Genomic DNA, 23,462 nt, shown 5'->3' with positions numbered 1-23,462 from the left:
CTGACTTAGCAAACGCGTTTTCTGCATAAGGGTGAGCGTTCAGCAGCGCTGGCTACATGCCGCTCGTACCCAGCAGCGCCCGCCGGTACTGCACCGCCTCGGCCACATGGGCCGGGCTGATGGTCTCCGACTGCGCGAGATCCGCAATCGAGCGGGCTACGCGCAAGCTGCGGTGGATGCCGCGTGCCGACCAGGCCAGCTGGGCGGCGGCGGTTTGCAGCAGCTGCAGCGCGGCGGGCTCGGCCTGGCAGTAATCGTCGAGCGCCTGGCCTTGCAGCTGCTGGTTGAGCATGCCCTGGCGCTGGAGTGACCGGGCACGGGCGGCGGTCACCCGCTCGCGGATGGTGGCAGTCGATTCGCCGGCCGGGGCGGTCAGCAGCTCATCGGCGGGCAGGGGGCTGACTTCGAGGTGCAGGTCAATGCGGTCGAGCAGGGGGCCGCTGATGCGGGCCTGGTAGCGGCTGACCTGGTCGGGCGAGCAGCGGCAGGCGCGCTGGCGCGAGCCCCGAAAGCCGCAGGGGCAGGGGTTCATCGCGGCAATGAGCTGAAAACGGGCAGGAAAGGTGGCCTGCTGCGCCGCGCGGGCGATGCTGATCTGGCCGGTCTCCAGCGGCTCGCGCAGTGCTTCGAGCGCGCTGCGCGGGAACTCGGGCAGTTCGTCCAAAAACAGCACGCCGCAATGGGCCAGCGATATCGCGCCGGGCCGGGGCGGGCTGCCGCCGCCCACCAGGGCCACGGCGCTGGCGGTGTGGTGCGGCGCCATCGTGCTGCGCTGGCCCCAGCGCTGGGCATCAAAGCTGCCGACCAGGCTGTGTACGGCGGCGTTCTCCAGCGCCTCGGCCACGCTCAAGGGCGGCAGCAGGCCGGCAAAGCGCTGGGCCAGCATCGATTTGCCAGCGCCCGGTGCGCCCAGCATCAGCAGGTTGTGGCCGCCTGCGGCAGCGATCTCCAGCACCCGCTTGCTGGCCGCCTGGCCTTTGACATCGGCCATGTCGGCGCCGGGGACCTCGGGCGGGCGGGGCTGGGCGGGCATACGCTGCCACTGGCTGGGCGCTGCCTCGGGCTCGGCGCTGGCGGCCTGGGGCGCAAAGTGCTGCACCACGTCCAGCAGGTGGCTGGCGCGGTAGACCTCGGCATCGGGCACCAGGGCGGCATCCTCTGCACTGCCCGGGGGCAGCACCTGGCGCACCTGCTGGCCGCGCTGGTGCAGGTCCATGCTGGCGGCCAGCGCACCGCGCACTGGGCGCAATGCACCAGACAGCGACAGCTCGCCGGCAAATTCATAGTCCTGGAGCCGGTCTGCATCGATGGCGCCACTGGCCGCCAGAATGCCGACCGCAATGGCCAGGTCGTAGCGGCCCGACTCCTTGGGCAGGTCAGCGGGAGCGAGGTTGACGGTGATGCGCTTGTTGTGCGGAAACTCCAGCCCGCTGTTTTGCAGCGCCGAGCGCACGCGCTCGCGCGCTTCCTTCACTTCCAGATCGGCCAGGCCGACCAGGGTGAAGCTGGGCAGGCCATTGGCCAGATGGACTTCGACGCTGACGGGATGGCCGGTGAGCCCGACCAGGGCCCGGCTGTGCACCACGGCGAGACTCATGGGCGGGCTTCCTTGTGGTTTTGCACCTTTTTGGTGCATTACGAAGCACCTCTTGGAGGCACGGCTGCCACCAGCATCGCAAAAGTCGCTGGCAGCAACAAGTGGCGACAGCCCGGGGCCGGCGTGGCGGCGGCGTCGGCCTGCCATTCCGCGCTCCCGGCCGCCCCGTGGCGGCTCAGAACGTAAGCATTTGCAAAAAAATATAGCGCGCTGCGCTTGTCTGGTGCGCGCAACGCAGCGGGTGGCGCTGGGTTTGGCACGCTCTGTGCATTGTGCTTGCCACAAACGGATGGGTCGAATTCATCAACAAGGAGTGTGGCAATGGCAATGAGCAACAGAGGCTGGATGGTGGTGGCGGGTGCAGCGTTCCTGGCGCTGCCGATGGTGGCAAGCGCGCAGCTGACCGCCAATGTGAGCGTGACCACGAACTACAAGTTCCGCGGTCAGGACCAGAAGTCCTCTAGTGCCCAATGGGTCAAGCCCGCACTCCAGGGAGGGGTCGACTACGCCTTTGGCGACAGCGGCTTTTATGTGGGGAACTGGAACTCCACCGTCGACTGGCTCGACAACAACAAGCTGGAGATGGATTTCTACGGTGGCTACAAGTTCAAGGCCGCCGATGTGGACTGGGATGTGGGTCTGCTGACCTATGTCTACCCCGGCAACACGCTGGGCAACACCACCGAACTGTATGGCTCGGGCACCTTGGGTCCCGTGACCGTGAAGTACTCGCACACCGTGTCAAAGGATTACTTTGGCTGGGCCGGCACCAAGTACGACAGCACGTACAAGGGCCGCAACACCGGTTACCTGAATGTGGCATTCGCCCAGGAAGTGGCGCCCAAGACGACCTTGAAGCTGGCCGTGGGCTACACGCGCTTTTCCAGCGACATCAAGGACCTGGGCGTGCCCAACTATGTGGACTACAGCGTGGGTGGTGCCTACGACCTGGGTGACGGCTTCTCGCTGAGCGCCGCCTGGGTGGGCGCCAACAAGACCGGTGCCTTTGGCTTTGTGAACAAGGGTCGCGCGATCGTGTCGCTGACCAAGGCTTTTTGATGCAGCGCCGCTGCAATAAGTGACGACAGGAGAGACTATGAACATGAAACTGGTAGTGGCGGTGATCAAGCCCTTCAAGCTCGATGAAGTGCGTGAGGCGCTGTCCGATATTGGGGTGCAAGGCATCACGGTGAGCGAGGTCAAGGGCTTTGGCCGTCAGAAGGGCCATACCGAGCTGTACCGCGGCGCCGAGTACGTGGTGGACTTCCTGCCCAAGGTGAAGCTGGAGATCGCGGTGGCCGAGGACCTGGTGGACCGGGTGATCGAGGCCATCGAGAACGCAGCGCGCACCGGCAAGATCGGCGACGGCAAGATCTTTGTCTCGCCGCTGGAGCAGGTGGTGCGTATCCGTACCGGCGAAACCGGCCCGAACGCGATCTAAAAAACAGCGCTCCGCGCTGGCAAGGCGCGCGCAACAAGCCAATTTATCTTGAAGGTGTGAACAACATGAGACGACTTCTTTCCTTGGCAGGGCTGGCGGCAGTGGCACTGGCCACTGCGGGCAACGCGGCTGCGGCCGATGCAGCAGCTCCCGTTCTGAATGCAGGCGATACCGCCTGGATCATGACCTCGACCATGCTGGTGATCCTGATGGTCATTCCGGGTCTGGCGCTGTTCTATGGCGGTCTGGTGCGCAGCAAGAACATGCTGTCGGTGCTGGCCCAGGTGTTCACGATCTTCTCGCTGATCACCGTGCTGTGGACCATCTACGGCTACTCGCTGACCTTCTCCGGTGAAGGCAACTTCTTTGGCGACTTCGGCAAGGTGTTCCTGATGGGCATCACCCCCGATACCTTGTCGGGTGCGATGGCCACCGTGCCGGAGTATGTGTTCGTCTCGTTCCAGGCCACGTTCGCCGCCATCACCGTGGCGCTGATCGTCGGTGCCTTTGCCGAGCGCATCAAGTTTGCGGCCGTGATGATCTTCGCCGTGCTGTGGTTCACCTTCAGCTACCTGCCGATTGCCCACATGGTCTGGGGCGGTGGTCTGCTGGGCAAGGATGGCGCGCTGGACTTTGCCGGCGGCACCGTTGTGCACATCAACGCCGGTGTGGCCGGTCTGGTGGGCTCCTATGTGCTGGGCAAGCGCCTGGGCTTTGGCCGCGAAGCGCTGGCGCCCCACAACCTGACTCTGACCATGGTGGGCGCATCGCTGCTGTGGGTGGGCTGGTTCGGCTTCAACGCCGGCTCGGCAGGTGCTGCCAACGGTATTGCGGGCCTGGCCTTCATCAACACCATCGTGGCCACCGGAGCAGCCTGCGTGAGCTGGTTGGTTTGCGAGACGCTGCACAAGGGCAAGCCCTCGATGCTGGGTGCCGCTTCGGGTGCCGTCGGTGGCCTGGTGGTCATCACCCCAGCCGCTGGTTTTGTCGGCCCCATGGGTGCCATCGTGATGGGTCTGCTCGCCGGTGCTCTGTGCCTGTGGGGTGTGTCCGGTCTCAAGCGCCTGCTCAAGGTCGATGACACCTGCGACGTCTTCGGTGTGCACGGCGTGGGCGGTATCCTGGGTGCCATCCTGACCGGTGTGTTCTGCGCCTCCAGCCTCGGTGGTGTCGAGCCAGAAGGCTACAACATGGCCCACCAGATCTGGGTGCAAACCAAGGGCGTGCTGATCACCATCGTGTGGTCGGGTGTGGTGGCCTGGATCTCGTACAAGGTGGCAGGTTTGCTGACCGGTGGTCTGCGTGTGACGGAAGAAGCCGAACGCGAAGGCCTGGACATCACCTCCCACGGCGAAGCGGCCTACGGACGTTGATTCTTGCGGATACTCCTTGGGGGGCCGGACGGGTGCACAACCCGGCCGGCCTTTTTTTATGCGCCGAACTGGCGCTGAAGACAAAGCTTAGACGGGTGTCATGGCGCGCTCTGGCCACAGCGCCAGGCCGCCGGCCACGCTGAAGGCCTGCTGGTGGCCCAGCCGGCGCAATGCATGGGCGGCCTGGGCGCTGCGGTTGCCGCTGCGGCAGTAAAACACCACGGGGGTATCGGCCGGCAAGGCCAGCCACTGCGGCAGCGCATTGAGCAGGCCCGACAGCGGCACGGCCTGGCTGCTGGCGCCATCGTCCATGCCAGGTGCCTGGCCCAGCTGCTGCTCATAGGGCTCGCGCACATCGACCAGCAGCGCGGCGCTGCCGGCCTGCTGCAGCGCCTGGGCACGGGCCACCGGTAGCTCCACACACACGGCGGGCGTGGCGGCATCGACGCGGGCGCCGCAGGCCATGGTCTGGTAGGCGGTGGGGGCCAGGTTCTGCTCCAGCACGGCCTTGGCAGCGGCAAAGGCCGCGGCATCCAGCTGGCCCTGCAGCACGCCGGCCAGCAGCGGCTGGGCTGCAGCTTCTACGGCCAAGGTGCAGGCAAAGCGGTTGTCATAGTCATGGCCGGGCAGCAGCAGGGTCTGCGGGCCCACGGTCTGGGCCAACAGGCGCAGGCTGTCCGCATAGGCCAGCGGCGCGCTCTGTGCAAAATCGCTGCGGCCCAGCGCGCCGGGCAGCACGGTATCGCCCACCAGGGCCAGCTGCAGCTGCGCACCTTCGTGCAGCAGGTAGGCGGTGGAATCTTCGGTGTGGCCGGGCAGCGCCAGGCGGCTTAAGCGGTAGGCGCCCAGCGCGATCTGCGTGGCGCCTTGGGGCCAGCCCAGCGTATCGACCGCGCCCGTGGCCTGCAGCGCAGCGGGCACGGCAGCGCGCAGCTCGGCCGCCGATGAGGCATGGTCGCCATGGCTGTGGGTATCGAGCACAGCGGCCAGGGTAAAGCCCCGGCAGCGCAGCCATTGCGCCAGGCGCTCGACCAGCTCGGGCAGCGGATCGACCACCACGCAGCGCTGGCTGGCAGCATCGGCCAGCAGGTAGCAGCAGGCGCCGTCGACGACAAAGCGCGTCAGCAGCGGGGCGGTGCCATGGGCGGTGTCTTCGGGCGCTTCCACCAGACAGTTCGCGCGCAGTGCCGCGCCGCAGGCGCGGATGCGCTGGCAGGCCTCGGCAATCATCTCGGCCGAATCGGCCGCGCCAAAGGACATGCGCACCGCAGCAGCCGTCTGCCAGGCGGGCAGGCCCATGGCTTCAAGCACATAGCTGGGCTGGGCCTTGCTGGCGCTGCAGGCCGAGCCGCCGCTCACCCGCAGGCCGGCAGCATCAAACAGATCGAGCAGCAGCTTGGCGCTGAGGCCCGGCACGGCAAAATTCAACGTGGTGGGCAGGCACAGCGCCGGGGGCGCATTGAACACCAGGCCGGCAAAGGCCTCGCGCAGTGCGGCTTCGAGCTGGCTGCGGTGGCCTGCCATCGTGGTGGCGCTGGCAAAGCTGCTGCCATCCTGCAGCGCGCGCAGCACGGCGCCCAGCGCGGCAATGCCGGCCATGTTTTCGGTACCGGCGCGCAGCGCGCCTTCCTGCCCGCCGCCGGCCAGCAGCGGGGTAAAGGGCGCGCCCTCGCGCACATAGAGCATGCCCACGCCCTTGGGGGCATAGAGCTTGTGGCCGGAGAACGGCGCGTAGTCGATGCCGCGCTCTACCGGCTTGAGCGCCAGCTTGCCCAGCGCCTGCACGCCATCGACCAGCCACAGCGCCGGGCTGCCGCGCAGCGCATCGGCAATGCCGTCCAGGTCGCTGATGACGCCGGTCTCGTTGTTGGCGGCCATCGTGCACACCAGGCCGGCCGAGGGCGCCTGCGCGCGCAGCCAGGCCAGGTCATGGCTGCCATCGCGGCCCACGGGGATGGCGGCGATCGGCAGCTGCAGGCCGAGCACGGCATTCCAGTGCTTGAGGGCTTCGGGCACGGCCTTGTGTTCGGTGGCGCCGTAGAGCAGCTGCAGCACAGTGTTGTCGCCGGCCTCGCGGCGCTGGCGCAGGGCGCTCAGCGCGGACAGCACGGCGGTCTGGATGCCCTCGGTCGCGCCGCTGGTGAACAGCAGCTGGCCGCTGGGCACGCCCAGCACCTGGCGTGCTGCCGCGCGTGCGTCGTCTAGCAGCGCGCGGGCCTTGAGGCCGCTGCCATGGATGCTGCTGGGGTTGCCATAGGCATCGGCCATCACCGCCAGGGCGGCGGCGCGGGCTTGGGGAAGGACGGGGGTGGTGGCGTTGGCGTCGAGGTAGATTTCCATGCCCAAATTGTCCAGCCCGGGCCGGGGAATACAGTCGCAAAATTCGCCAGCTACTGCACAATATTGGAGTTCTATTCCAAAAAATAGGAAAAAAATGAAATTGGATTCTATTGACCGCAAACTGCTGGAGTTGCTGCAGGCCGATGCGGAGACCCAGGTGGCCGATCTGGCGGCCCAGGTCGGGCTGTCGGCCACGCCCTGCTGGCGCCGTATCCAGCGGCTCAAGGAGGCCGGGGTCATCAAGCGCCAGGTGGCGCTGGTGGACCGCGACAAGGTCAATGTGGGCGTGACGGTGTTTGTGGCAGTGCGCACCAGCACGCACAGCCAGGAGTGGTTTGAGCGCTTTCGCGCGGCAGTGGCGGCCATTGCCGAGGTGGTGGAGTTCTACCGCATGAGCGGCGAGGTGGACTACCTGCTGCGCGTGGTGGTGCCCGATATCGCCGCCTACGACAAGGTCTACAAACGCCTGATCGCCGATACCCAGTTGCTCGATGTGTCGTCGAGCTTTGCGATGGAAGAGCTGAAGTTCACCACCGCCTTGCCGCTGTCCTATATTCCATAAGCCCGCCTCGCTGCAACCCAGGTGGCACAGATAATGCTTAGGGTTTTCCATGCAATTTATTTCTAAAGGAACGCCATGATCTGGCATACCGTGGTCAGCCAGCCCTTTGCGTTGGGGGAGTCTCCTTTCTGGCAAGCCAGCGGTGGTGTTCTCTATGGCGTCGATGTCGCTGGCAAACAGCTGTGGCGCACGATGCCCGGATCGGGCTATATGGACCGCTGGGACATGCCCGCCGAGCCCGGCTGCATCGCGCCAGCCCGCAGCGGCGGCGCGTTGGACGGCTGGATCGTCGTGCTGCGCGACCGCATCTGCCGCGCCACCCACTGGGGCGGCACCCTGCACGACATCGCCCGCCTGCCGATCGACCCGGCTACCGAGCGCGGCAACGATGGCCGCTGCGATGCCCAGGGCCGCTTCTGGGTGGGCACCATCCACGAGCCCGCCAGCGGCCCGCGCCAGCCGGTGGCCGCGCTCTACTGCATCGATGGGCTGACGGGCACCACGACGGTGCGCAAGGTGCAAGATGGCGTCTCCAACGCCAATGGCCTGGCCTGGTCGCCCGACCGGCGCACCATGTACTGGGCCGATACCCCCAGCCACACGATCAAGAAATTCGCCTGCGACGTGAGCGGCTATCCGCAAGGCGAGGGCGAAGTCTTCATGCGCTTTGATGCCAAGCCCGAGGGCTGGGCCCCGGGCGAGCCCGGCTATGGCGGCCGGCCCGATGGCGCCGCTGTGGACGTTGAGGGCAACTACTGGTGCGCGATGTACGAAGGCGGCCGCGTGCTGCAGATCTCCCCCCAGGGCCGCATCCTCGCCAGCCACTACACGCCGGCGCTCTGCCCCACGATGCCCTGCTTTGGTGGCAGCGATGGCCGCACCTTGTACGTCACCTCCGCCCGCCACGGCCGCAGCCGCGACGAGCTGGCCCAGCTGCCGCTGTCGGGCTGCGTGTTTGCGATGCGCGTCGGTGTGGCGGGCCTGCCAACCCAGCCTTGGCGGGAAATCGGGCATGGGTTTTAAGCGCAGGCGCAGGCTGCATGGGCCTTGCGGGGCTGGGCCTCAGTCTCCCATCTAACTTGAGCGGACCACGCCAGACGCAACTGCCGCTACCATGGGGCCATGGACCAAGCTGTGGCTGCCTCTCTTTCCCCCACCGTGCTCGACTGGCAGGAGCGCGTTCGATCGGCGCATGCCCACAAGACGCCGCTGCGCATCCGGGGCGGTGGCAGCAAGGATTTTTATGGTGCGCGCCTGGGCGGCGAGGTGTTCGACACCCGCAGCTACAGCGGCATCATCAGCTACGAGCCCAGTGAGTTGGTCGTGACCGTGCGGGCCGGCACAGCGCTGGCGGCGCTGGAAGCGAGCCTGGCCGAATGCGGCCAATGCCTGGCCTTTGATCCGCCGCATTTTGGCCCGGACGCTACTGTGGGCGGCATGGTGGCTGCCGGTTTGTCCGGCCCCTCGCGGGCGGCGGTGGGCGCGGTGCGTGACTACATCCTGGGCCTGGAGCTGATCAATGGCCAGGGCGAGCTGCTGCGCTTTGGCGGCCAGGTGATGAAGAACGTCGCGGGCTATGACGTGTCGCGCCTGATGGCCGGTGCCTGGGGCACCCTGGGCCTGCTGACCGACATCAGCCTCAAGGTGCTGCCGATGCAGCGCGCCCAAGCCACCCTGTACTACGAATGCACGGCGCAGCAGGCGCTGGACAAGCTCTCGGCCTGGCGCGCCCAGCCGCTGCCCATCAATGCCAGCCTGTGGCAGCAATCGGACGACGGTGAGCAAGGCCATCTGCTGGTGCGGCTGCGCGGCGCAGTGGCAGCGGTGCAGTCGGCCCTGGATGGCATGGGCGGCACCATGCTGGACCACGGCCAGGCCGATGCCGCCTGGCTGGCCTGCCGCGAGCAGCAGCTGCCCTGGTTCAGTGCCATGGACCCGAGCCATGCGCTGTGGCGCCTGTCGCTGCCGGCCACCACGCCGGTGCTGCCCTGCACCGAAGAAGGCCTGCAACCCTTGATGGAATGGGGCGGCGCGCTGCGCTGGGTGCAGGCCCCCATGCAGCATGCCCAGGCCTTGCAGGCGCTGGCCACCAGTGTCGGCGGCAGCGCCGTGTGCTTCAGGCCCGGCCCCCAGGTGGGCCTGGTCGCATCCGATGATTTTGGTTTTACGCCCGCCTCGCCCGCACTGCGCCAAGTGCAGCAGCGGCTCAAGCACGCGTTTGACCCCCATGGCATCTTCAACCCTGGGCGCTTGGGCGACTGGGCGCTGAACTAAGCTAATCGAGGCACCCCTGCACCATGCAAACCCAATTAGCCCCCGAATTCAAAGACACCCCCGAAGGCCAGGAGGCCGAGGCCATTTTGCGCAAGTGCGTGCATTGCGGCTTTTGCACGGCCACCTGCCCCACCTACCAGCTGCTGGGCGACGAGCTCGACGGCCCGCGCGGCCGTATCTACCTGATCAAGCAGGTGCTCGAGGGCCAGGAGCCCACACGCAAGACCCAGACCCACCTGGACCGCTGCCTGACCTGCCGCAATTGCGAATCGACCTGCCCCAGCGGCGTGCAATACGGCAAGCTGCTCGATATCGGCCGCCACATCGTTGACCAGAAGGTGGAACGCCCGACGGCCGAGCGCCTGCAGCGCTGGGCGCTGCGCAAGGGCATGGTCTCCAAGGCCTTTGGCCCGGCGCTGGCGCTGGGGCGGCTGGCCCGCCCGGTGCTGCCTGCCGCGCTGAAGGCCAAGCTGGCGCGCGTACCGCGTGCCGGCAAGTGGCCGACGCGTGCCCATGAGCGCAAGGTGCTGATGCTGGCCGGCTGCGTGCAGCCAGTGATGCTGCCCAATATCAATGCGGCCGCTGCCCGGGTGCTCGATGCTGTGGGCATCCAGACCTTGGTCACGCCGGCCGCTGCCTGCTGCGGCGCGGTGCAGCAGCACCTGAGCGACCCGCAGGGCGCGCTGGCGCAGGCGCGGGCCAATATCGATGCCTGGTGGCCCCATGTGGAGAGCCAGCAGGTCGAAGCGATTGTGACCACGGCTTCTGGCTGCGGCGTGATGGTCAAGGACTACGGCCACCTGCTGCGCCATGACAGCGCCTATGCCGCGCGTGCCGCTGCGATTGGCGCGCTGGCGCGTGACCTTTGCGAGCTGCTGCCCGACATGCTGCCCGAGCTGGAGCAGCGCCTGCAGGGCCAGCTGAACCTGCCCGAGGCGCCGCTGGCCTACCACCCGCCCTGCACCTTGCAGCATGGCCAAAAGCTGCGCGGCGGGGTGGAGACCAGCCTGCGCCGCCTGGGCTTTGACATCCGCGTCTCGCGGGTGGAATCGCACCTGTGCTGCGGCTCGGCCGGCACCTATTCGTTGCTGCAACCCGAGATTGCGCACCAGCTGCGCGACCGCAAGATCGGCACCCTGAACCAGGCCTGCAGCGATGCGCCGCCCGCCGCGATTCTGTCGGCCAATATCGGCTGTATCTCGCATTTGCAGTCGGGCACCGATGTGCCGGTGCGCCACTGGATCGAGGTGATCGACGAGGCGCTGGCGCCCGCCAAGGCCCAGCGCTGAAGCGGCTCAGACGGCCAGCGCCAGGCCGTCCTTGCGGTGGTCGGATGCGCCGCAGAGCTGGCCATCGGCCAGGCGCCAGATGCACTGCGCGCCGCCAAAATCGCTGCGCCCGCCGAGCTCGCCTTCGCCGCTGGGCTCGCGGTAGCCCTGGGCCCGCAGTGCGGCGCTGATCGCGGGTGGCATGCCGGCTTCCACCGCCAGCACCCGGCCGCCTTCCAGGCGCCAGCGCGGCTGGTTCATGGCCGGCTGCGGTGCCTCGCCGCCGGCCAGCATACGGCACAGCAGCTGCACCTGGCCTTGGGGTTGCATCGCGCCGCCCACCACGCCAAACACGCCGAGGAATTGGCCATCACGCGTCGCTGCACCCGGTACCACCGTGTGGTACGGCCGCTTGCCTGGCGCGGGCCCATTGATATGGCCGGGCTGCGAAAAGCCATGGCCCCGGTTTTGCAGCACAAAGCCGCCTTCAGCGACGCCGATGCCCGAGCCAAAGCGCTTGAACACGCTGCTCATCAGGCTGATGGCCAGGCCATCGCCATCGACCACGGTGGTGCAGACGGTGTTACCGGCCGGGTCGGCCACGGTCTGCTGGGCATGGGCTATCGCGGCCTCCATCGCCTGCACCAGCGCGACCTGGGTGGCCGCGCTGGCCATGTCGATGGCCTGGTCCTGCATCGCAGCCAATGCATGCAGCACCGCCACGCCATGGGTGTTGGGCGGGCATTCGTAGATGGTGGCGCCGCGAAACGAGGTGCTCACTGGGGTGCAGAAGTTGCCCTGGTGGGCGCTGAAATCTGCAGCGGCCAACACCCCACCCGCTGCCTGCACGGCAGCGGCGCAAGCGGCGGGGATGGCACCCGCATAAAAGGCCTGCGGCCCCTGCGCAGCGACGGCCTGCAGCAAGCGGGCCAGTGCCGGGTTGTCAAAGCGCTCGCCAGCGTGGGGCGGGGCATCGGCGCGGTAGAGGGCGGCGCTGGCGGCATCGCGGGCAATCACCGGCTGGAACAGTGCCCATTCGCGCGCAGCAACGGGGGCCACTGCAAAGCCCTGGCTGGCGGCCTGCACGGCGGCATCGAACAGCTGCGCCCAGGGGCGTTTGCCAAAGCGCTGGTGCAGATCCCACCAGCCTTGCACCACGCCGGGCGTGGTGACGGACAGCGGGTGGCGCTCGGGGATGCGGCGCTGGGGCAGGGCCTCGACCAGGGCCGCCGTCAAAGCCTGGGGCGCGCGCCCGGTACCGTTGTAGGCCAGCGGCGCCTGGCCTGGCGGCACCAGCATGGCCAGCAGGTCGCCACCCACGCCGGTGGCCATGGGCTCGACCACGCCCAGCACCGCATCGGCGGCAATCGCGGCATCGACGGCCGAGCCGCCTTGCTGCAGCTGGGCGCGGGCGGCCGCTGCGGCCAGCGGATGGCCGGTGGCCAGCATCGCGCCCCGGCCCAGCACGCCCGCTGCGGCTGGCAGGTCTTGGCGGTGCAATTGCGCCATCTCAACCGCCCCAGAGCGCCACGGCGGTGAAGACGGCGGCCAACAGGCCCAGCACCACCGGTACCAGCAGCGCACGGGCCAGCTCCAGCACGTTCACGCGGGCAAAGCCTGCGACCGCAATCAGCGAGGACCAGGCGATCAAGGTGCCGCCACCTGTCCACACCGCGCCCATCTGGCCCAGCGCGGCCAGCGCCGACACATCCATGCCCGAGGCTGGGCCCAGTGCGCCCGACAAGGTGCCGGTCAGTGGCAGGCCGGCAAAGCCCGAACCATCAATGCCGGTGATCATGCCCATCAGCAGCACCCCAAAGGACACCAGCAGCTGGCTGTCGGGAATCAGGTGCTGGCTGGCCTTGACCAGCTCGAACAGCAGATCGGGCACCGGCTGGCCGGCGGCAATGCCCAGGATGGGACCGGCCGTCTCATGCGAGCCGATAAAGAAGAAGCCGGCAATCGGCAGCACCGCACCCATGGCCTTGAACGCAAAGACAAAGCCGTCGGTGATGTGGTCGGCCGCGCCGTCGAGCATCTTGCGAAAGCCCCGGGCAGCGGTGGTGGCCCAGACCATCAGCAGTGCCGCGACGCCGCCGATCAGCATGGCCGCATCGCCGCCCTTGAGCTCAGGCACGCTGCTGGTGAACTTGGGCGCCACCATCACCAGAATCACCACCAGGAAGGCCAGCGGCGTGACGACGGCAAACAGCCTGGAGGCCGAGGCCAGTGGCTGGGTTTTGCGCAGCTCGGCTTCCAGCTCGGAATTGGTACCCAGGTCGCCCTCATGGGCGGTGCCCTTGGCGATCTCGGCCTTGTCAAAGGCACCTGCACCCTCGATCTGTGCGTTGATGCCTACGGGGTTCAGCTCCCAGCGCTCCAGCAGTGCGTTGTCGCTGGGCACGATGAGCTTGCGCACCTTGAAGTACGACAGGAACAGCGCAATCATTCCGACCACCCAGGACAGCAGCAGCGCCTTGTCGGCCACCGCCACGGCACTGATGCCCCCAGCGGCCTTGGCGCTGATGCCCGGCGCCACGCCAATCACATAGTCGGATGACAGCGCCATGCCCTGGCCGGCAATCGCAATCGCCATCGCGCCTGCAATGGGCGGCAGGCCGGCCGCAATCGCTGCCGGCAGCAGCACCGCCGCGACCAGCGGCACGGCCGGGGTGGGCCAGAAGAACAGCGAGATCAGGTAGGTGACCAGCGCCAGGATGAAATAGGCCGCATGGCCGTTTTTCATCACCGCACGAAAGGGCTTGACCATGCGGATGTCCGAGCCCAGGTCCTTGAGCGCATTGAGCAGGGCCGTCATCAGCGCAATGATCAGGAAGATGTTGAACAGCTCCTTGGCCGCCACCATGCTGGCACTGAATATGCTTCCTATCCCGGTGATGGCGCTGCCGCTCCAGGCGAAGGCGACAACGACGGTAGCCAGTATCGATGGCACCACCACATTGGCACGGAAGGCCATGGTCAAGATGATGACCAGCACCCCGGCGAGGTAGGCCCAGTGCGCAGGGCCTATAGAGACTGACGGATCCATCGTGGCTACTCCTTAGAATGATTAACAGCCAATTTGTATACTAAATACAATGAAGCAAAAAATCATCAGGGAATACCAGAAATATTGCATTGCAACATGCGATAAACCCGGGCTAAATGTGAAAAAACGCCATTTTCGTATACAAAGATGGGGATTTCAGGGTGGATCTGCGCGATGAAGGCGTTTGCATGCCTGACGCTATGGTGGTGTCAGAGTCTTGTTTTTTTAGAAATTTGCGAGGCGCATCAAAGGCTTGGATAGTGCAGGGTTATGGATCCAGATCAAGGACATGGATTTGTACACTGGATACACTAGGGTTACTACTAGGTTATCCAGGAGCTATCCCATGAAGAACATTGCTTCCCAAGCGGTGGTTGCCCAGCAAGACGATCTGCTGGTACTGCGTGAGCCCCGCCAAGCCTTGCTGCCGGCATCGCTGGGCTGGTTGTCGGCGGTGGAAAACGCCTTTGTGCGCTGGCAGGCCAAGCGCCTGGCCGAGCTGGAGCCGGGCCGCCTGTGGGCCCAGGCACTGCAAGATACGCGCTCGTTGGCCGAGATCCGCCGCGCCCGGCGCTGAGCGCAGATTTCTGTATACAAGGCAAGGCAAAGACGCTGCAAACCCTGGCTGGGCATGTAAACTGGGCGCGACCCTGAGCGGCGCGTTGCAGCCAATGCGCTGGCCCGGGGCTTGCAACGTACCGAACGGACCGACTTTCATGCCCATTGCCAACGGAGACAAAAAACCTGGACTCAACCACTCGCCGCTGACCCAGCAGCTGGTGGAGGCCTTGCGCGAGAAGATCATGTCGGGCGAGCTGGCCTCGGGCGAGCGGCTGGTGGAAGAGCGTCTGTCCGAGGAGTTTTCCGTTTCGCGCATGCCCGTGCGCGAGGCCTTGCGTCAGCTGGCGGCCAGCGGCCTGGTGATCATCGAGCCCCGGCGCGGTGCCTCGGTCGCCAAGTTCCATGGCGATCTGCTGCGCGAGCTGGTCGAGGTGCGCGCCACCCTGGAAGCGCTCAATGCGCGCCTGGCCGCCAAGCGCCATGACCCCGAGCAGATTGCTGCGCTGGAGGCCTTGCTGGCCGAGGGCACGAAGAACGCCCATTCGGGCGATGGCGATGTGCTGGCCGTGCTAAACCAGAAGTTCCACCTCGCGCTGGGCAAGATTGCCGCCAACTCGGTGCTGCAAGAGGTGATGCTGTCCTTGCGCGACCGCACCGAGGTGCTGTTTGCGCCGCGCAGCCAGGCGCGTGCGCCGCAGAACTGGGAAGAGCATGCCGCCATCCTGCGCGCCGTGATCAAGGGCGACCCCGAGCTGGCCGGCCTGCTGGCCGCGCGCCATATCTACAACGCGGCCGGCATCGAGCCCTGAGGTCCGCGTTTACGACCTGCTGGCCAGGTGGTTCTGGTAGGCCACACCCGCCAGCGCAATATCTTCCAAACCCACGCCCACGGCCTTGTACAGCCGGATGCCCGGCTGCGCGCTGATGGCATGGCGGCCGCTGACGATATCGCCCAGCTCCACCAGCTTGTCCGCTAGCGACAGGCCCGGGTCGGCCAGCACCAGGTCGCCTGCTTCGCTCGTTGCCTGCTTTTTCCATTCCACCACAATCAGCTGCGCGCGCGCCAGCAAGGCATCGTCGAGCTCGCGGGTGTGGGGCAGGCTGGAGCCAATGGCGGCGACCAGTGCATGGGGGGCGACATGTTCCCCGTTGAACAGCGGCTCCTTGGCGCGGGACGCGGTGACGATGATGTCCGCCTCGCCCACGCCCTGGGTGTGCGCCACGCGGCGGATCTGCGCCTCGGGCAAACCGGTCAGCTGCGCCAGGCGTGCTTCCAGCCCGCTGGGCGCATAGGGGTCAAACACATCGATACGCTGCAGCCCGAAGTGCTGCACCATCTGCTGCGCATGGGCGAGGCCCTGCACGCCAGCGCCGCACAAGAACAGATGGCGCGCGTTGGCGGGCGCCAGGTGCTGGGCCACCAGCACCGTGGTGGCGGCGGTGCGCAGGCGCGTGATGGCATTGGCATCCAAGGTGGCCAGCGGCGCGCCGGTCTCGGTCGAGAACAGCAGGATGACAAAGTTGAACTGGCCGGCAATGGTGGTGTAGACCTTGGCGCCGGTCACCCCTTGCGCGGGAATGACGGCGCCCAGGGTAGAGAGCTTGACGCCCCCGGCATCGGTGCGCTCGCGCGCTTGCATGGCCGCTTCGCCCGCGCCAAAGGCAGCAAAGGCGCGGTGCATGGCCTGCAGGGCTTGGTCGGTGGACACCAGGGTGTCCACCATGGCATCGGTGATGTGCAGCATGGTGTGTGGTGGGGTGATGGGTGGGTGGGTTGGCGTGGGAATGCGCTCAGAGCCAGACGCGCAGCAGGATGATGCAGGCGCTGATGGCGGCGGTGCCCAGCAGCCAGCGGCGGATGGTGGCTTTGGAGATATGGCGGGCCAGGCGGTTGGAGGCCAAGAAGCCGCCCAGCATCCAGGGCAGCAGCACCAGGCTGAGCAGCCACTGGCCGCTGCCCATGCGCCCGACCCAGGCGAGCGCGCTGAGCGAGACGATGGTGCCGGCAAAAAAGACCACGCCTAGCGTGGAGCGCATCGTGGCCGGTGCCAGGTGCTGCATCGCAATCGCAAACGGCGGGCCGCCCGCGGCGGTGATGGTGCCCATGATGCCGCTGGCCACACCGGCAATCGACAGGTTGGTGGTGCTGGGCTGCACGCGCCAGCCTAGGGTGCTGAGGCAGACGGCTGCCAGGATCAGCACCGCAAACAGAACGGACAGCGCATGGGCGCTGAACAGCACCAGCAGCCCGGCGGCGGCAAAGGTGCCGATGACGCGGCCGACCAAGGTGGCTGCTGCGACCTGGCGGTTGAGGGCCTCGCGCTCACGCAGATAGGCCAGCAGGGCCAGCGGCGCGCCCACGGCCAGCAAGGGGCCGGGCACCAGCTCGGGGAAGAGGATCGCCGCCAGCGGCGCGCAGAACATCGCATAACCCAGGCCGCCCACGCCCTGCATGGCGGCACCGGCGAGCACCATCAGCCCCATGGTCAGGTAGCGGCCCCAACTCAGGTGCTCGGCCATGGCGGTCCAGGTGCTCATGGCCGGGGCACCCAGCTGACCTTGATGTCGCCGTTGACAAAGGTCTGGCAGGCCAGGCGGTGGCCAGCGGCAAACTCTTCCTCACTGAAATGCTTGCGCTCCTTGGCCTTGATGGCATCGGTGTGGGCCAGGCCTTCCTCGATGCGGCATTTGCAGGTGCCGCACAGGCCCCCGCCGCATTTGAACGGGATACCGCCTTTCTCGCGCAGCGACACGCGCAGCAGGTTGCTGTTTTCCGGAGCTTCGACGGTCTTGTTGTCGTTGCTGACAAAGGTGATGGTGGGCATACGGGGCAATCAGGCAGCGGATGGGGTGGCAGGCGGGGCGGTAAGGGGCGCTGGGGTCAGGGTGGCATCGAGCGCGCCGAACTGGCACAGGTGCTGCAGCTCGCTACGCGCTTGCTCCAGCGAGTCAAAGCGCTCCAGAAACTTGGATGGCACCTGGTTGGTGGTGCCGCCGGGGCCATCCTCGATCACCAGCACCTTGGTCTCGCGCAGCAACTCGCCCACGGCAAAGCGGGCCAGCAGGCGGCCGCAGAAGTGGTAGTCCCAGGCTTCGAGCAGGGTGATGTCGGCATTGGGCTGCGTGCGGTACTGGCCGGGCTTGCTGGTCAAGATCACAAACATGGGCGCTCCTCAGGCTGCAGGGGTGGCGGACGCTGTGCCTGCGGGCTGGGTGGCGCTGGCGGTACCGGCGTTGGTGGCCGGCAGCGGCACTTGTTCCAGCTCCAGGTCCTGCTCGGGCCAGAGCTGGCAGACCAGGCGGAAGCCCTCGTCCAGATGCGCGCCCAACTGCTTCTTTTCTTTCCAGTTCGGCGCCGGCAAATGCTCAGCCCCCGCCAGCACCTTGCAGGCGCAGGTGGCGCACTTGCCCATGCCGCACTGGTAGGCCAGGTGGGGATAGGGGAACTGCTTGATCCCCGCGCGCACCACCAGGTTGGCGCCGGTCTTGACCTCGCCTTGGAAGGTCTGTCCGTTCTTGTGAAAGGTGATCTGGGGCATGGCATCCTCCGCATTGCAATTACGTATACTGTATACAACTTGATGTTATGGATGTATTAGGGATAACCTGATGCAAAGGGAATGGGGGGCTGCATGGGTGCACCTGAAAACGATGGAATATCAAGGGGTTTTGGCTACGAGATGACGATGCTTAGCTCTGAGATTTGCTGGGGATAGGGGTAAGCACTGAGGCGGAAGAGGGTGTGAAAACATTGACCATGTTTTCTGTATACAGTATTCTAACTTCGTCGCTTGGATCGGTTTGACTTGGCGACGACCCCAACATTTCAGAGGAACCCGCCATGACCAGCACATTGATGAACCGCGACGAATTCCGCGCTGCGCTTGAAAATGCCATCAAGGGCAAGAGCGCCAACAAGGCCCCTTTCAGCGTGGCCTGGGCCACTGGCCGCCTGAGCCGTGAGCACCTGGCGCGCTGGGCCGAGAACCACTACCACTATGTAGGCCCGTTTGCCGACTACCTGGGCTATCTGTATGCCCGCACGCCAGACCATATGACGGAGGCCAAGGACTTTTTGCTGGCCAATATGTATGAGGAAGAGATTGGTGGCGACCGCCACACCGATCTGCTGATCCGCTTTGCCGAGGCCTGCGGCACGACGCGTGAGCGCGTGGTCGACCCCAACAACATGTCGCCCACCACACGCGGCCTGCAGTCCTGGTGCTATGCGATTGCGATGCGCGAAGACCCGGTGGTTGCGGTGGCTGGGCTGGTCGTGGGCCTGGAGTCGCAGGTGCCGTCGATCTACCGCAAGCAGACGCCCACCTTGCGTGACAAGTACGGCTTTACCGATGAAGAGGTCGAGTTCTTTGACCTGCACATCGTCTCTGACGAAATCCATGGCGAGCGTGGCTACCAGATCGTGCTGGAACACGCCAACACGCCCGAGCTGCAAGCCAAGTGCCTGCGCATCTGCGAGATTGGTGCCCAGATGCGCCTGCTCTACACGACGGCGCTCTACCACGACTATGTCGCCAAGGACCTGCAGATCTCGCAGGAAGAGCTGCTGGCCGCCTGAGCCTGGCGGCATCCCCTTGCCCCGTGCAGCGGCGCGCCCCTGGCGGCCGCCGCTGTGACCGACCCCCCCACCTCTCCAAGACCTCCGACCATGGCCGACACCGTGCAAACGTTTCTGAACTATATCGACGGCGCCTGGGTGCCCTGCCTGCTGGGCAGCACCTTTGACAACCTCAACCCCGCCGATACCCGCGATGTGGTGGGGCGTTTTCAGGCCTCGGGCCCGGCTGACGCCGAGGCCGCGGTGCAGGCCGCGCAAAAGGCCTTTGACGGCTGGCGCAAGCTGGCCATTGGCAAGCGCGCCAAGATCCTCAACGACGCGGCCAGCTACCTGGAAAAGAACGTGGAGCAGTTTGCCCAGGAGCTGACCCGCGAGGAGGGCAAGCAGCTGAGCCAGGCGCGCGACGAGTTTCTGCGCAGCGCGCAAACCTTTCGTTTTTATGCCACCGAAGGCCAGACCCTGGGCGGCGAGACCTACCCGCAGGACGATGCCAATATGCATGTGTTCAGCCACCGCGAGCCGCTGGGCGTGGTGACGGTGATCTCGCCCTGGAACTTCCCTGCGTCCATCCCGGCGCGCAAGCTGGCGCCGGCGCTGATCACCGGCAACACGGTGGTGTTCAAGCCCTCGTCGGATGCGCCGCTCTCGGGCCTGCGCCTGGTCGAGGCGCTGGAGCAGGCGGGCGTGCCGCCTGGTGTGGTCAACTGCGTCACCGGCCGCGCTGGCGAGGTGGGGCCGGTGATCACCAATTCGCAGGCCATCCGCGCGATTTCGTTCACCGGCTCGACGACGGCGGGCACCCAGATCCACCGCACCGTGCACCTCTCCACCCGCTTGCAGATGGAGCTGGGCGGCAAGAACCCGCTGATCGTGATGGAGGACGCCGACCTCAACCTGGCGGTGGACCTGGCGATCAAGGGCGGCTTCTCACTGACCGGCCAGGCCTGCACCGGCACCAGCCGCATCCTGGTGGTGCCCAGCGTGAAGGCGGCCTTTACCGACAAGCTGCTGACACGCGTGTCCCAGCTCAAGATCGGCAACGGCATGGCGCCGGGCATGGACCTGGGCCCCTTGGCGACGGAAAAGCAGCTGCAGACCGTGCAGCGCTACATCGACATCGGCAAGAGCGAGGCCCGCTGGCTCTGCGGCGGCGAGCGGCTCACCGGCGGTGAGTTCGACCATGGCTACTACCTGTCGCCCGCAGTGTTCACCGATGTGAAAAACAGCATGCGCATTGCACAGGAAGAGATCTTCGGCCCGGTGCTGGCGATCATCGAGGTGGCCGATTTTGACGACGCGCTGCGCCAGGCCAACGACTCGCAGTACGGGCTGTCGGCCAGCATCGTCACGATGAACCCGCGCTACATGCATGTGTTCACCAACGAGATCCAGGCGGGCACCGTCAAGATCAACCGCACGACCACCGGCAACCTGGTCAATGCGCCCTTTGGCGGGCTGAAGAACTCCAGCACCTCCACCTTCCGCGAATCGGGCCGCGCCGGCCTGGAATTTTTTACCCAGATCAAGACCGTCTACCGCGGTATCTGAACCCCTGACTGCAAGAGGAAACACGATGAAAAGCGCACTGAAACTGGAACTGGCAGAAGCCCGTGTGATGTCCCTGGCCGCACTGGCCAAAGCCAAGGAAATTGGCGTGACCGAGACGGTCTGCATCACCGACGAAGGCGGCTTTCCGCTGGTGCTCGAGCGCATGGATGGCGCCCGCGTCACCGGCCCGCAGATCGCCTGGAACAAGGCCTTCACGGCCGCAGGGCACAAGCGCTCCACGCACCTGTTCAACACCTTGCCCAATGGGCCGGCGCTGCCGGGCAACGAGGCCTTTGGCATTCAGTGGAGCTTTGAGGGCAAGTTTGCCGTCTTCGTGGGCGGCTACCCCATTGTCGTCAACGGCGAGGTGATTGGTGGCGTGGGCCTGTCGGGCGGCAATGGCGAGCAGGACACTGCCTGTGGTGTGGCCGCCTTGCAGGCGCTGAAAGACCACCTGGGCGCCGCAGCCGATGTGCTGGTGCAGGCCGATATCAAGAAATAAGCGCTAGGGACAACCGAGCTGAGGTCTGCGATGAACTACCGCGTACAGTGGCTGCAGACGCAGCAATCGTTTGACGTGGGCGCCGATGAATCGGTGCTCGACGCCGCCACGCGCCAGGGCGTGGCGCTGCCCCATGACTGCACCTTTGGCGGCTGCGGCAGCTGCCGCATGAAGGTCGAAGAGGGCCAGTTTGCCTATGCCGACGGCGAGCTGCCGCTGGCCATGGTAGAAGAGGAGCATGCCCAGGGCTATGCGCTGGCCTGCCAGGCCCGGGCGCAGTCTGACCTGGTCATCAGCATCGCGACCGGGCCGGACAGCTCCGCGCCCACCCGCGTGCAGGCCACGGTGGCCGAGCTGCGCATGCACACGCCCGATATCTACCACCTGGCGCTCGACCTGCCCGAGGACCATGGCCTGCGCTATGTGCCGGGCCAGTACCTGAACATCTGCCTGCCCGGTGGCGCGCACCGCAGCTTCTCGATGGCCACACCGCCACAGGGCCGGCGCGTCAGCCTGCAGATCCGCAGGATTGCCGGCGGGCGCTTTACCGATGGCCTGCTGGCGACGATGGCAGTGGGTGATGTGCTGGAGCTGGAACTGCCCCATGGCAGCTTTTACTACCGCGCGCAGGACTACCAACCCATGGTGTTCGCCGCCACCGGCACCGGCTTTGCGCCGATCAAGGCGATTCTCGAATCGCTGCTGGGCGATGCCGACTGCCCGCCGATCCACTTCTACTGGGGCATGCGCAGCGAGGCCGATCTGTATTTGCTCGATGAGATCGCGGCCTGGGCCGGGCAGCTGTATGAATTCACTTTTGTGCCGGTGCTCTCGCGCCCGTCCGATCGCTGGACTGGCCGGCGCGGCTATGTGCAGGACGCCATTGCCGAGGACTTCGAGGACCTGTCCGAGCATTCGATCTACCTGTGTGGATCGCCCTCTATGATTGCCGATGCGAAAGCGCTGATGGCGCTGTCGGGGGCGGCGCTGGACAAGATCTACAGCGACAGCTTCATCTTCCAGAACGAAGCGGCCGCCGTGGCCGAGTTGAGCGAACAAAGCTGAGGAACCACACCATGGATCTGGGATTGACGGGCAAGGCCGCGCTGGTCTGGGGCGGCAGCAAGGGCATGGGCTATGCAGCGGCACGCCAGCTGGCGCTGGAAGGGGTGGACGTGGTGATCGCCGCGCGCACTGAAAGCAGCTTGCAGGCGGCGGCGCAGGCCTTGTCGGCAGAATGTGGCCGCCCCGTGCGCTATGTGGTGGCCGATATCACCCAGAAGGCGGGGCGTGAGGCCGCGCTGGCTGCCTGCCCTGAGCCGGACATTCTGGTCAACAACTCGGACGGCTACCCGCCTGGCGACTTTCGGGAATGGACGGACGAGACCTGGCACGCGGCGCTGGACATGATGATGGTCGGCCCCATCGACATGATGCGCCGCGTGGTCGATGGCATGCAGCAGCGCGGCTACGGGCGCATCATCAATATCGTCTCGCGCAGTGTCAAGGCGGCGCATGCCGAGCTGGGCCTGTCCAATGGCGCGCGCTCGGGCCTGGTCGGCTTTGTCGCAGGCCTGGCGCGCCAGACGGTGCGCCACAACGTCACCATCAACAATGTGCTGCCCGGCGCATTCGACACCGATGCGCAGGCTCGCCACATTGACAAGCTCGCCCAGCAAAGCGGCCGCTCGCCGGCCCAGGTGCGCCAAAGCCGCGAGGCCGCCAACCCCGCAGGCCGCTTTGGCCAGCCCGAAGAAGTCGGCGCGCTGATCGCCTACCTGGCATCGCAGCATACCGGCTATGTGACCGGGCAGAGCTGGCTGATCGACGGGGGTGAGTATCCGGGCACTTATTGACAAAGGACAAAGCCGGCGCTGCTGGGTGGCCTGGCTTTGCCATGCAAGCGCGCAGCTGGCCTTGTCTGCGTCCGTTCTAAAGCCCTGCTGCGGTGTGCAGCTGCTTACGGGGCGATGGGCTTGATTCGTTATACTTGCAGTCTTGCCTTGGGTGATCCAGGGCGTTTTGCTTTTTACCGGTGCAGCTGCTCTTGGCGGGTCTGCACTTTTTTCTGCGCCAGCCTCTGTTTATGACCGAACCGACCCTCCCCACCTCTTCTGATGCTTCCGCACCGGCACCAGCTGCGGCAGCGCCCGCAGCGGGCGGTGATACGCGTCGCCAGCCCAAGCAGGAGCGCCGCGAGCGCCCTGCAGGCCCAGCGCCGGTGCTGAACTCGGCCATGGCCGATGCACTGCGCGCGGCCACCAAGGGCCATGCGCTGGAAGTGGCTGCTGCGCCAGCAGCCCCGGTTGAGGCCGATGCCGCGCCGGTGCAGCGCCAGGCGCGCAGCGAGCGCCCCGCCCGCACGGGC

General features: G+C 66.3%; 23 protein-coding genes and 1 pseudogene. 15 read left to right on the top strand and 9 right to left on the bottom strand.

Annotated features, from left to right (window positions below; translation table 11 throughout):
- Positions 1 to 52 precede the first annotated feature (52 nt).
- Positions 53 to 1,597, bottom strand: a complete 1,545-nt coding sequence (locus tag WH303_RS02295; protein ID WP_339516674.1) for a YifB family Mg chelatase-like AAA ATPase — start codon at positions 1,595 to 1,597, stop codon at positions 53 to 55.
- Between the two features lie 327 nt (positions 1,598 to 1,924).
- Between WH303_RS02295 and WH303_RS02290 the strand changes: the two genes are divergently transcribed.
- The 3 genes from WH303_RS02290 (at position 1,925) to WH303_RS02280 (ending at position 4,411) form a co-directional block, all read left to right on the top strand.
- Positions 1,925 to 2,656 carry a TorF family putative porin gene (locus WH303_RS02290; protein ID WP_312988489.1) on the top strand — a complete coding sequence of 244 codons (732 nt, stop codon included), beginning with the start codon at positions 1,925 to 1,927 and terminating at the stop codon, positions 2,654 to 2,656.
- 43 nt (positions 2,657 to 2,699) lie between these two features.
- Entirely contained in the window at positions 2,700 to 3,038 is a 339-nt protein-coding gene (gene glnK / locus WH303_RS02285; protein WP_027010591.1) for a P-II family nitrogen regulator, read from the top strand.
- 65 nt (positions 3,039 to 3,103) lie between these two features.
- Positions 3,104 to 4,411 carry an ammonium transporter gene (locus WH303_RS02280; protein WP_043338911.1) on the top strand — a complete coding sequence of 436 codons (1,308 nt, stop codon included), beginning with the start codon at positions 3,104 to 3,106 and terminating at the stop codon, positions 4,409 to 4,411.
- Between the two features lie 87 nt (positions 4,412 to 4,498).
- On the opposite strand, the gene WH303_RS02275 is transcribed toward WH303_RS02280, so the two are convergent.
- Positions 4,499 to 6,751: an aminotransferase class V-fold PLP-dependent enzyme gene (locus tag WH303_RS02275; protein ID WP_339516671.1), complete on the bottom strand. Its 2,253-nt coding sequence runs from the start codon at positions 6,749 to 6,751 to the stop codon at positions 4,499 to 4,501.
- A gap of 100 nt (positions 6,752 to 6,851) precedes the next feature.
- On the opposite strand from WH303_RS02275, the gene WH303_RS02270 reads away from it, so the two are divergent.
- The 4 genes from WH303_RS02270 (at position 6,852) to glcF (ending at position 10,876) form a co-directional block, all read left to right on the top strand.
- Positions 6,852 to 7,313: an Lrp/AsnC family transcriptional regulator gene (locus WH303_RS02270; RefSeq protein ID WP_027011371.1), complete on the top strand. Its 462-nt coding sequence runs from the start codon at positions 6,852 to 6,854 to the stop codon at positions 7,311 to 7,313.
- A gap of 75 nt (positions 7,314 to 7,388) precedes the next feature.
- A complete protein-coding gene (locus WH303_RS02265) occupies positions 7,389 to 8,336 on the top strand; it encodes an SMP-30/gluconolactonase/LRE family protein (protein WP_339516669.1) in 948 nt (315 codons plus the stop codon).
- 99 nt (positions 8,337 to 8,435) lie between these two features.
- Positions 8,436 to 9,587: a glycolate oxidase subunit GlcE gene (gene glcE / locus WH303_RS02260; RefSeq protein WP_339516667.1), complete on the top strand. Its 1,152-nt coding sequence runs from the start codon at positions 8,436 to 8,438 to the stop codon at positions 9,585 to 9,587.
- Between the two features lie 23 nt (positions 9,588 to 9,610).
- On the top strand, positions 9,611 to 10,876 hold the full coding sequence (glcF, locus tag WH303_RS02255) for a glycolate oxidase subunit GlcF (protein WP_339516666.1): 1,266 nt from the start codon (positions 9,611 to 9,613) through the stop codon (positions 10,874 to 10,876).
- A 6-nt stretch (positions 10,877 to 10,882) separates the two neighbouring features.
- Here glcF and WH303_RS02250 read toward each other — a convergent pair whose 3' ends face one another.
- Both WH303_RS02250 and WH303_RS02245 read right to left on the bottom strand, forming a co-directional pair.
- Positions 10,883 to 12,364, bottom strand: a complete 1,482-nt coding sequence (locus tag WH303_RS02250) for a gamma-glutamyltransferase family protein (RefSeq protein ID WP_339516664.1) — start codon at positions 12,362 to 12,364, stop codon at positions 10,883 to 10,885.
- 1 nt (position 12,365) lies between these two features.
- Positions 12,366 to 13,904 (bottom strand): hypothetical protein, encoded by a 1,539-nt coding sequence (locus WH303_RS02245; RefSeq protein ID WP_339516662.1) that lies wholly within the window; start codon positions 13,902 to 13,904, stop codon positions 12,366 to 12,368.
- A gap of 346 nt (positions 13,905 to 14,250) precedes the next feature.
- On the opposite strand from WH303_RS02245, the gene WH303_RS02240 reads away from it, so the two are divergent.
- Positions 14,251 to 14,481, top strand: coding sequence for a hypothetical protein (locus WH303_RS02240; RefSeq protein ID WP_339516660.1), 231 nt, complete (start codon positions 14,251 to 14,253; stop codon positions 14,479 to 14,481).
- A 139-nt stretch (positions 14,482 to 14,620) separates the two neighbouring features.
- Complete coding sequence (locus WH303_RS02235) at positions 14,621 to 15,274, top strand: GntR family transcriptional regulator (RefSeq protein ID WP_021024713.1); 654 nt, start codon at positions 14,621 to 14,623, stop codon at positions 15,272 to 15,274.
- Positions 15,275 to 15,283: 9 nt separating this feature from the next.
- On the opposite strand, the gene WH303_RS02230 is transcribed toward WH303_RS02235, so the two are convergent.
- The 5 genes from WH303_RS02230 to WH303_RS02210 are packed head-to-tail and all read right to left on the bottom strand — an operon-like array spanning position 15,284 to position 18,004.
- Positions 15,284 to 16,210 (bottom strand): ornithine cyclodeaminase family protein, encoded by a 927-nt coding sequence (locus tag WH303_RS02230; protein WP_339516658.1) that lies wholly within the window; start codon positions 16,208 to 16,210, stop codon positions 15,284 to 15,286.
- 46 nt (positions 16,211 to 16,256) lie between these two features.
- Positions 16,257 to 17,003 carry a sulfite exporter TauE/SafE family protein gene (locus WH303_RS02225; protein ID WP_339516656.1) on the bottom strand — a complete coding sequence of 249 codons (747 nt, stop codon included), beginning with the start codon at positions 17,001 to 17,003 and terminating at the stop codon, positions 16,257 to 16,259.
- Complete coding sequence (locus tag WH303_RS02220; protein ID WP_339516654.1) at positions 17,000 to 17,290, bottom strand: 2Fe-2S iron-sulfur cluster binding domain-containing protein; 291 nt, start codon at positions 17,288 to 17,290, stop codon at positions 17,000 to 17,002. The genes WH303_RS02225 and WH303_RS02220 overlap by 4 nt, the downstream gene beginning before the upstream one ends.
- Before the next feature lie 9 nt (positions 17,291 to 17,299).
- Entirely contained in the window at positions 17,300 to 17,629 is a 330-nt protein-coding gene (locus WH303_RS02215) for a ferredoxin (protein ID WP_339516652.1), read from the bottom strand.
- Between the two features lie 9 nt (positions 17,630 to 17,638).
- Positions 17,639 to 18,004 carry a 2Fe-2S iron-sulfur cluster-binding protein gene (locus WH303_RS02210; RefSeq protein ID WP_339516650.1) on the bottom strand — a complete coding sequence of 122 codons (366 nt, stop codon included), beginning with the start codon at positions 18,002 to 18,004 and terminating at the stop codon, positions 17,639 to 17,641.
- Positions 18,005 to 18,306: 302 nt separating this feature from the next.
- Here WH303_RS02210 and WH303_RS02205 point away from each other — a divergent pair, with 302 nt between their 5' ends.
- From WH303_RS02205 to WH303_RS02180, 6 genes and pseudogenes are all read left to right on the top strand, one after another.
- Positions 18,307 to 19,044, top strand: coding sequence for a TenA family transcriptional regulator (locus WH303_RS02205; RefSeq protein WP_116927629.1), 738 nt, complete (start codon positions 18,307 to 18,309; stop codon positions 19,042 to 19,044).
- Between the two features lie 90 nt (positions 19,045 to 19,134).
- Positions 19,135 to 20,592 carry an aldehyde dehydrogenase family protein gene (locus WH303_RS02200; protein WP_339516648.1) on the top strand — a complete coding sequence of 486 codons (1,458 nt, stop codon included), beginning with the start codon at positions 19,135 to 19,137 and terminating at the stop codon, positions 20,590 to 20,592.
- 25 nt (positions 20,593 to 20,617) lie between these two features.
- The gene (locus tag WH303_RS02195; protein WP_133857535.1) at positions 20,618 to 21,094 is read left to right on the top strand and encodes a GlcG/HbpS family heme-binding protein; all 477 of its coding nucleotides are present in this window, start codon (positions 20,618 to 20,620) and stop codon (positions 21,092 to 21,094) included.
- Between the two features lie 30 nt (positions 21,095 to 21,124).
- Positions 21,125 to 22,159, top strand: a complete 1,035-nt coding sequence (locus tag WH303_RS02190; protein WP_339516638.1) for a 2Fe-2S iron-sulfur cluster-binding protein — start codon at positions 21,125 to 21,127, stop codon at positions 22,157 to 22,159.
- A gap of 11 nt (positions 22,160 to 22,170) precedes the next feature.
- Complete coding sequence (locus WH303_RS02185) at positions 22,171 to 22,950, top strand: SDR family oxidoreductase (RefSeq protein ID WP_339516637.1); 780 nt, start codon at positions 22,171 to 22,173, stop codon at positions 22,948 to 22,950.
- A 230-nt stretch (positions 22,951 to 23,180) separates the two neighbouring features.
- Positions 23,181 to 23,462: pseudogene (locus tag WH303_RS02180) on the top strand (hypothetical protein); the annotation flags it as partial.

It is taken from the genome of Comamonas sp. MYb69 (assembly GCF_037479315.1).
Classification (GTDB): domain Bacteria; phylum Pseudomonadota; class Gammaproteobacteria; order Burkholderiales; family Burkholderiaceae_C; genus Comamonas.
This window is presented reverse-complemented; position numbering and strand designations above follow the sequence as displayed.

Coding starts and splice junctions, on each gene's coding strand:
- WH303_RS02295 (WP_339516674.1), bottom strand. CDS start 1,597: ATGAGTCTCGCCGTGGTGCACAGCCGGGCCCTGGTCGGGCTCACCGGC.
- WH303_RS02290 (WP_312988489.1), top strand. CDS start 1,925: ATGAGCAACAGAGGCTGGATGGTGGTGGCGGGTGCAGCGTTCCTGGCG.
- glnK (WP_027010591.1), top strand. CDS start 2,700: ATGAAACTGGTAGTGGCGGTGATCAAGCCCTTCAAGCTCGATGAAGTG.
- WH303_RS02280 (WP_043338911.1), top strand. CDS start 3,104: ATGAGACGACTTCTTTCCTTGGCAGGGCTGGCGGCAGTGGCACTGGCC.
- WH303_RS02275 (WP_339516671.1), bottom strand. CDS start 6,751: ATGGAAATCTACCTCGACGCCAACGCCACCACCCCCGTCCTTCCCCAA.
- WH303_RS02265 (WP_339516669.1), top strand. CDS start 7,389: ATGATCTGGCATACCGTGGTCAGCCAGCCCTTTGCGTTGGGGGAGTCT.
- glcE (WP_339516667.1), top strand. CDS start 8,436: ATGGACCAAGCTGTGGCTGCCTCTCTTTCCCCCACCGTGCTCGACTGG.
- glcF (WP_339516666.1), top strand. CDS start 9,611: ATGCAAACCCAATTAGCCCCCGAATTCAAAGACACCCCCGAAGGCCAG.
- WH303_RS02250 (WP_339516664.1), bottom strand. CDS start 12,364: ATGGCGCAATTGCACCGCCAAGACCTGCCAGCCGCAGCGGGCGTGCTG.
- WH303_RS02245 (WP_339516662.1), bottom strand. CDS start 13,904: ATGGATCCGTCAGTCTCTATAGGCCCTGCGCACTGGGCCTACCTCGCC.
- WH303_RS02240 (WP_339516660.1), top strand. CDS start 14,251: ATGAAGAACATTGCTTCCCAAGCGGTGGTTGCCCAGCAAGACGATCTG.
- WH303_RS02235 (WP_021024713.1), top strand. CDS start 14,621: ATGCCCATTGCCAACGGAGACAAAAAACCTGGACTCAACCACTCGCCG.
- WH303_RS02230 (WP_339516658.1), bottom strand. CDS start 16,210: ATGCTGCACATCACCGATGCCATGGTGGACACCCTGGTGTCCACCGAC.
- WH303_RS02225 (WP_339516656.1), bottom strand. CDS start 17,003: ATGAGCACCTGGACCGCCATGGCCGAGCACCTGAGTTGGGGCCGCTAC.
- WH303_RS02220 (WP_339516654.1), bottom strand. CDS start 17,290: ATGCCCACCATCACCTTTGTCAGCAACGACAACAAGACCGTCGAAGCT.
- WH303_RS02215 (WP_339516652.1), bottom strand. CDS start 17,629: ATGTTTGTGATCTTGACCAGCAAGCCCGGCCAGTACCGCACGCAGCCC.
- WH303_RS02210 (WP_339516650.1), bottom strand. CDS start 18,004: ATGCCCCAGATCACCTTTCACAAGAACGGACAGACCTTCCAAGGCGAG.
- WH303_RS02205 (WP_116927629.1), top strand. CDS start 18,307: ATGACCAGCACATTGATGAACCGCGACGAATTCCGCGCTGCGCTTGAA.
- WH303_RS02200 (WP_339516648.1), top strand. CDS start 19,135: ATGGCCGACACCGTGCAAACGTTTCTGAACTATATCGACGGCGCCTGG.
- WH303_RS02195 (WP_133857535.1), top strand. CDS start 20,618: ATGAAAAGCGCACTGAAACTGGAACTGGCAGAAGCCCGTGTGATGTCC.
- WH303_RS02190 (WP_339516638.1), top strand. CDS start 21,125: ATGAACTACCGCGTACAGTGGCTGCAGACGCAGCAATCGTTTGACGTG.
- WH303_RS02185 (WP_339516637.1), top strand. CDS start 22,171: ATGGATCTGGGATTGACGGGCAAGGCCGCGCTGGTCTGGGGCGGCAGC.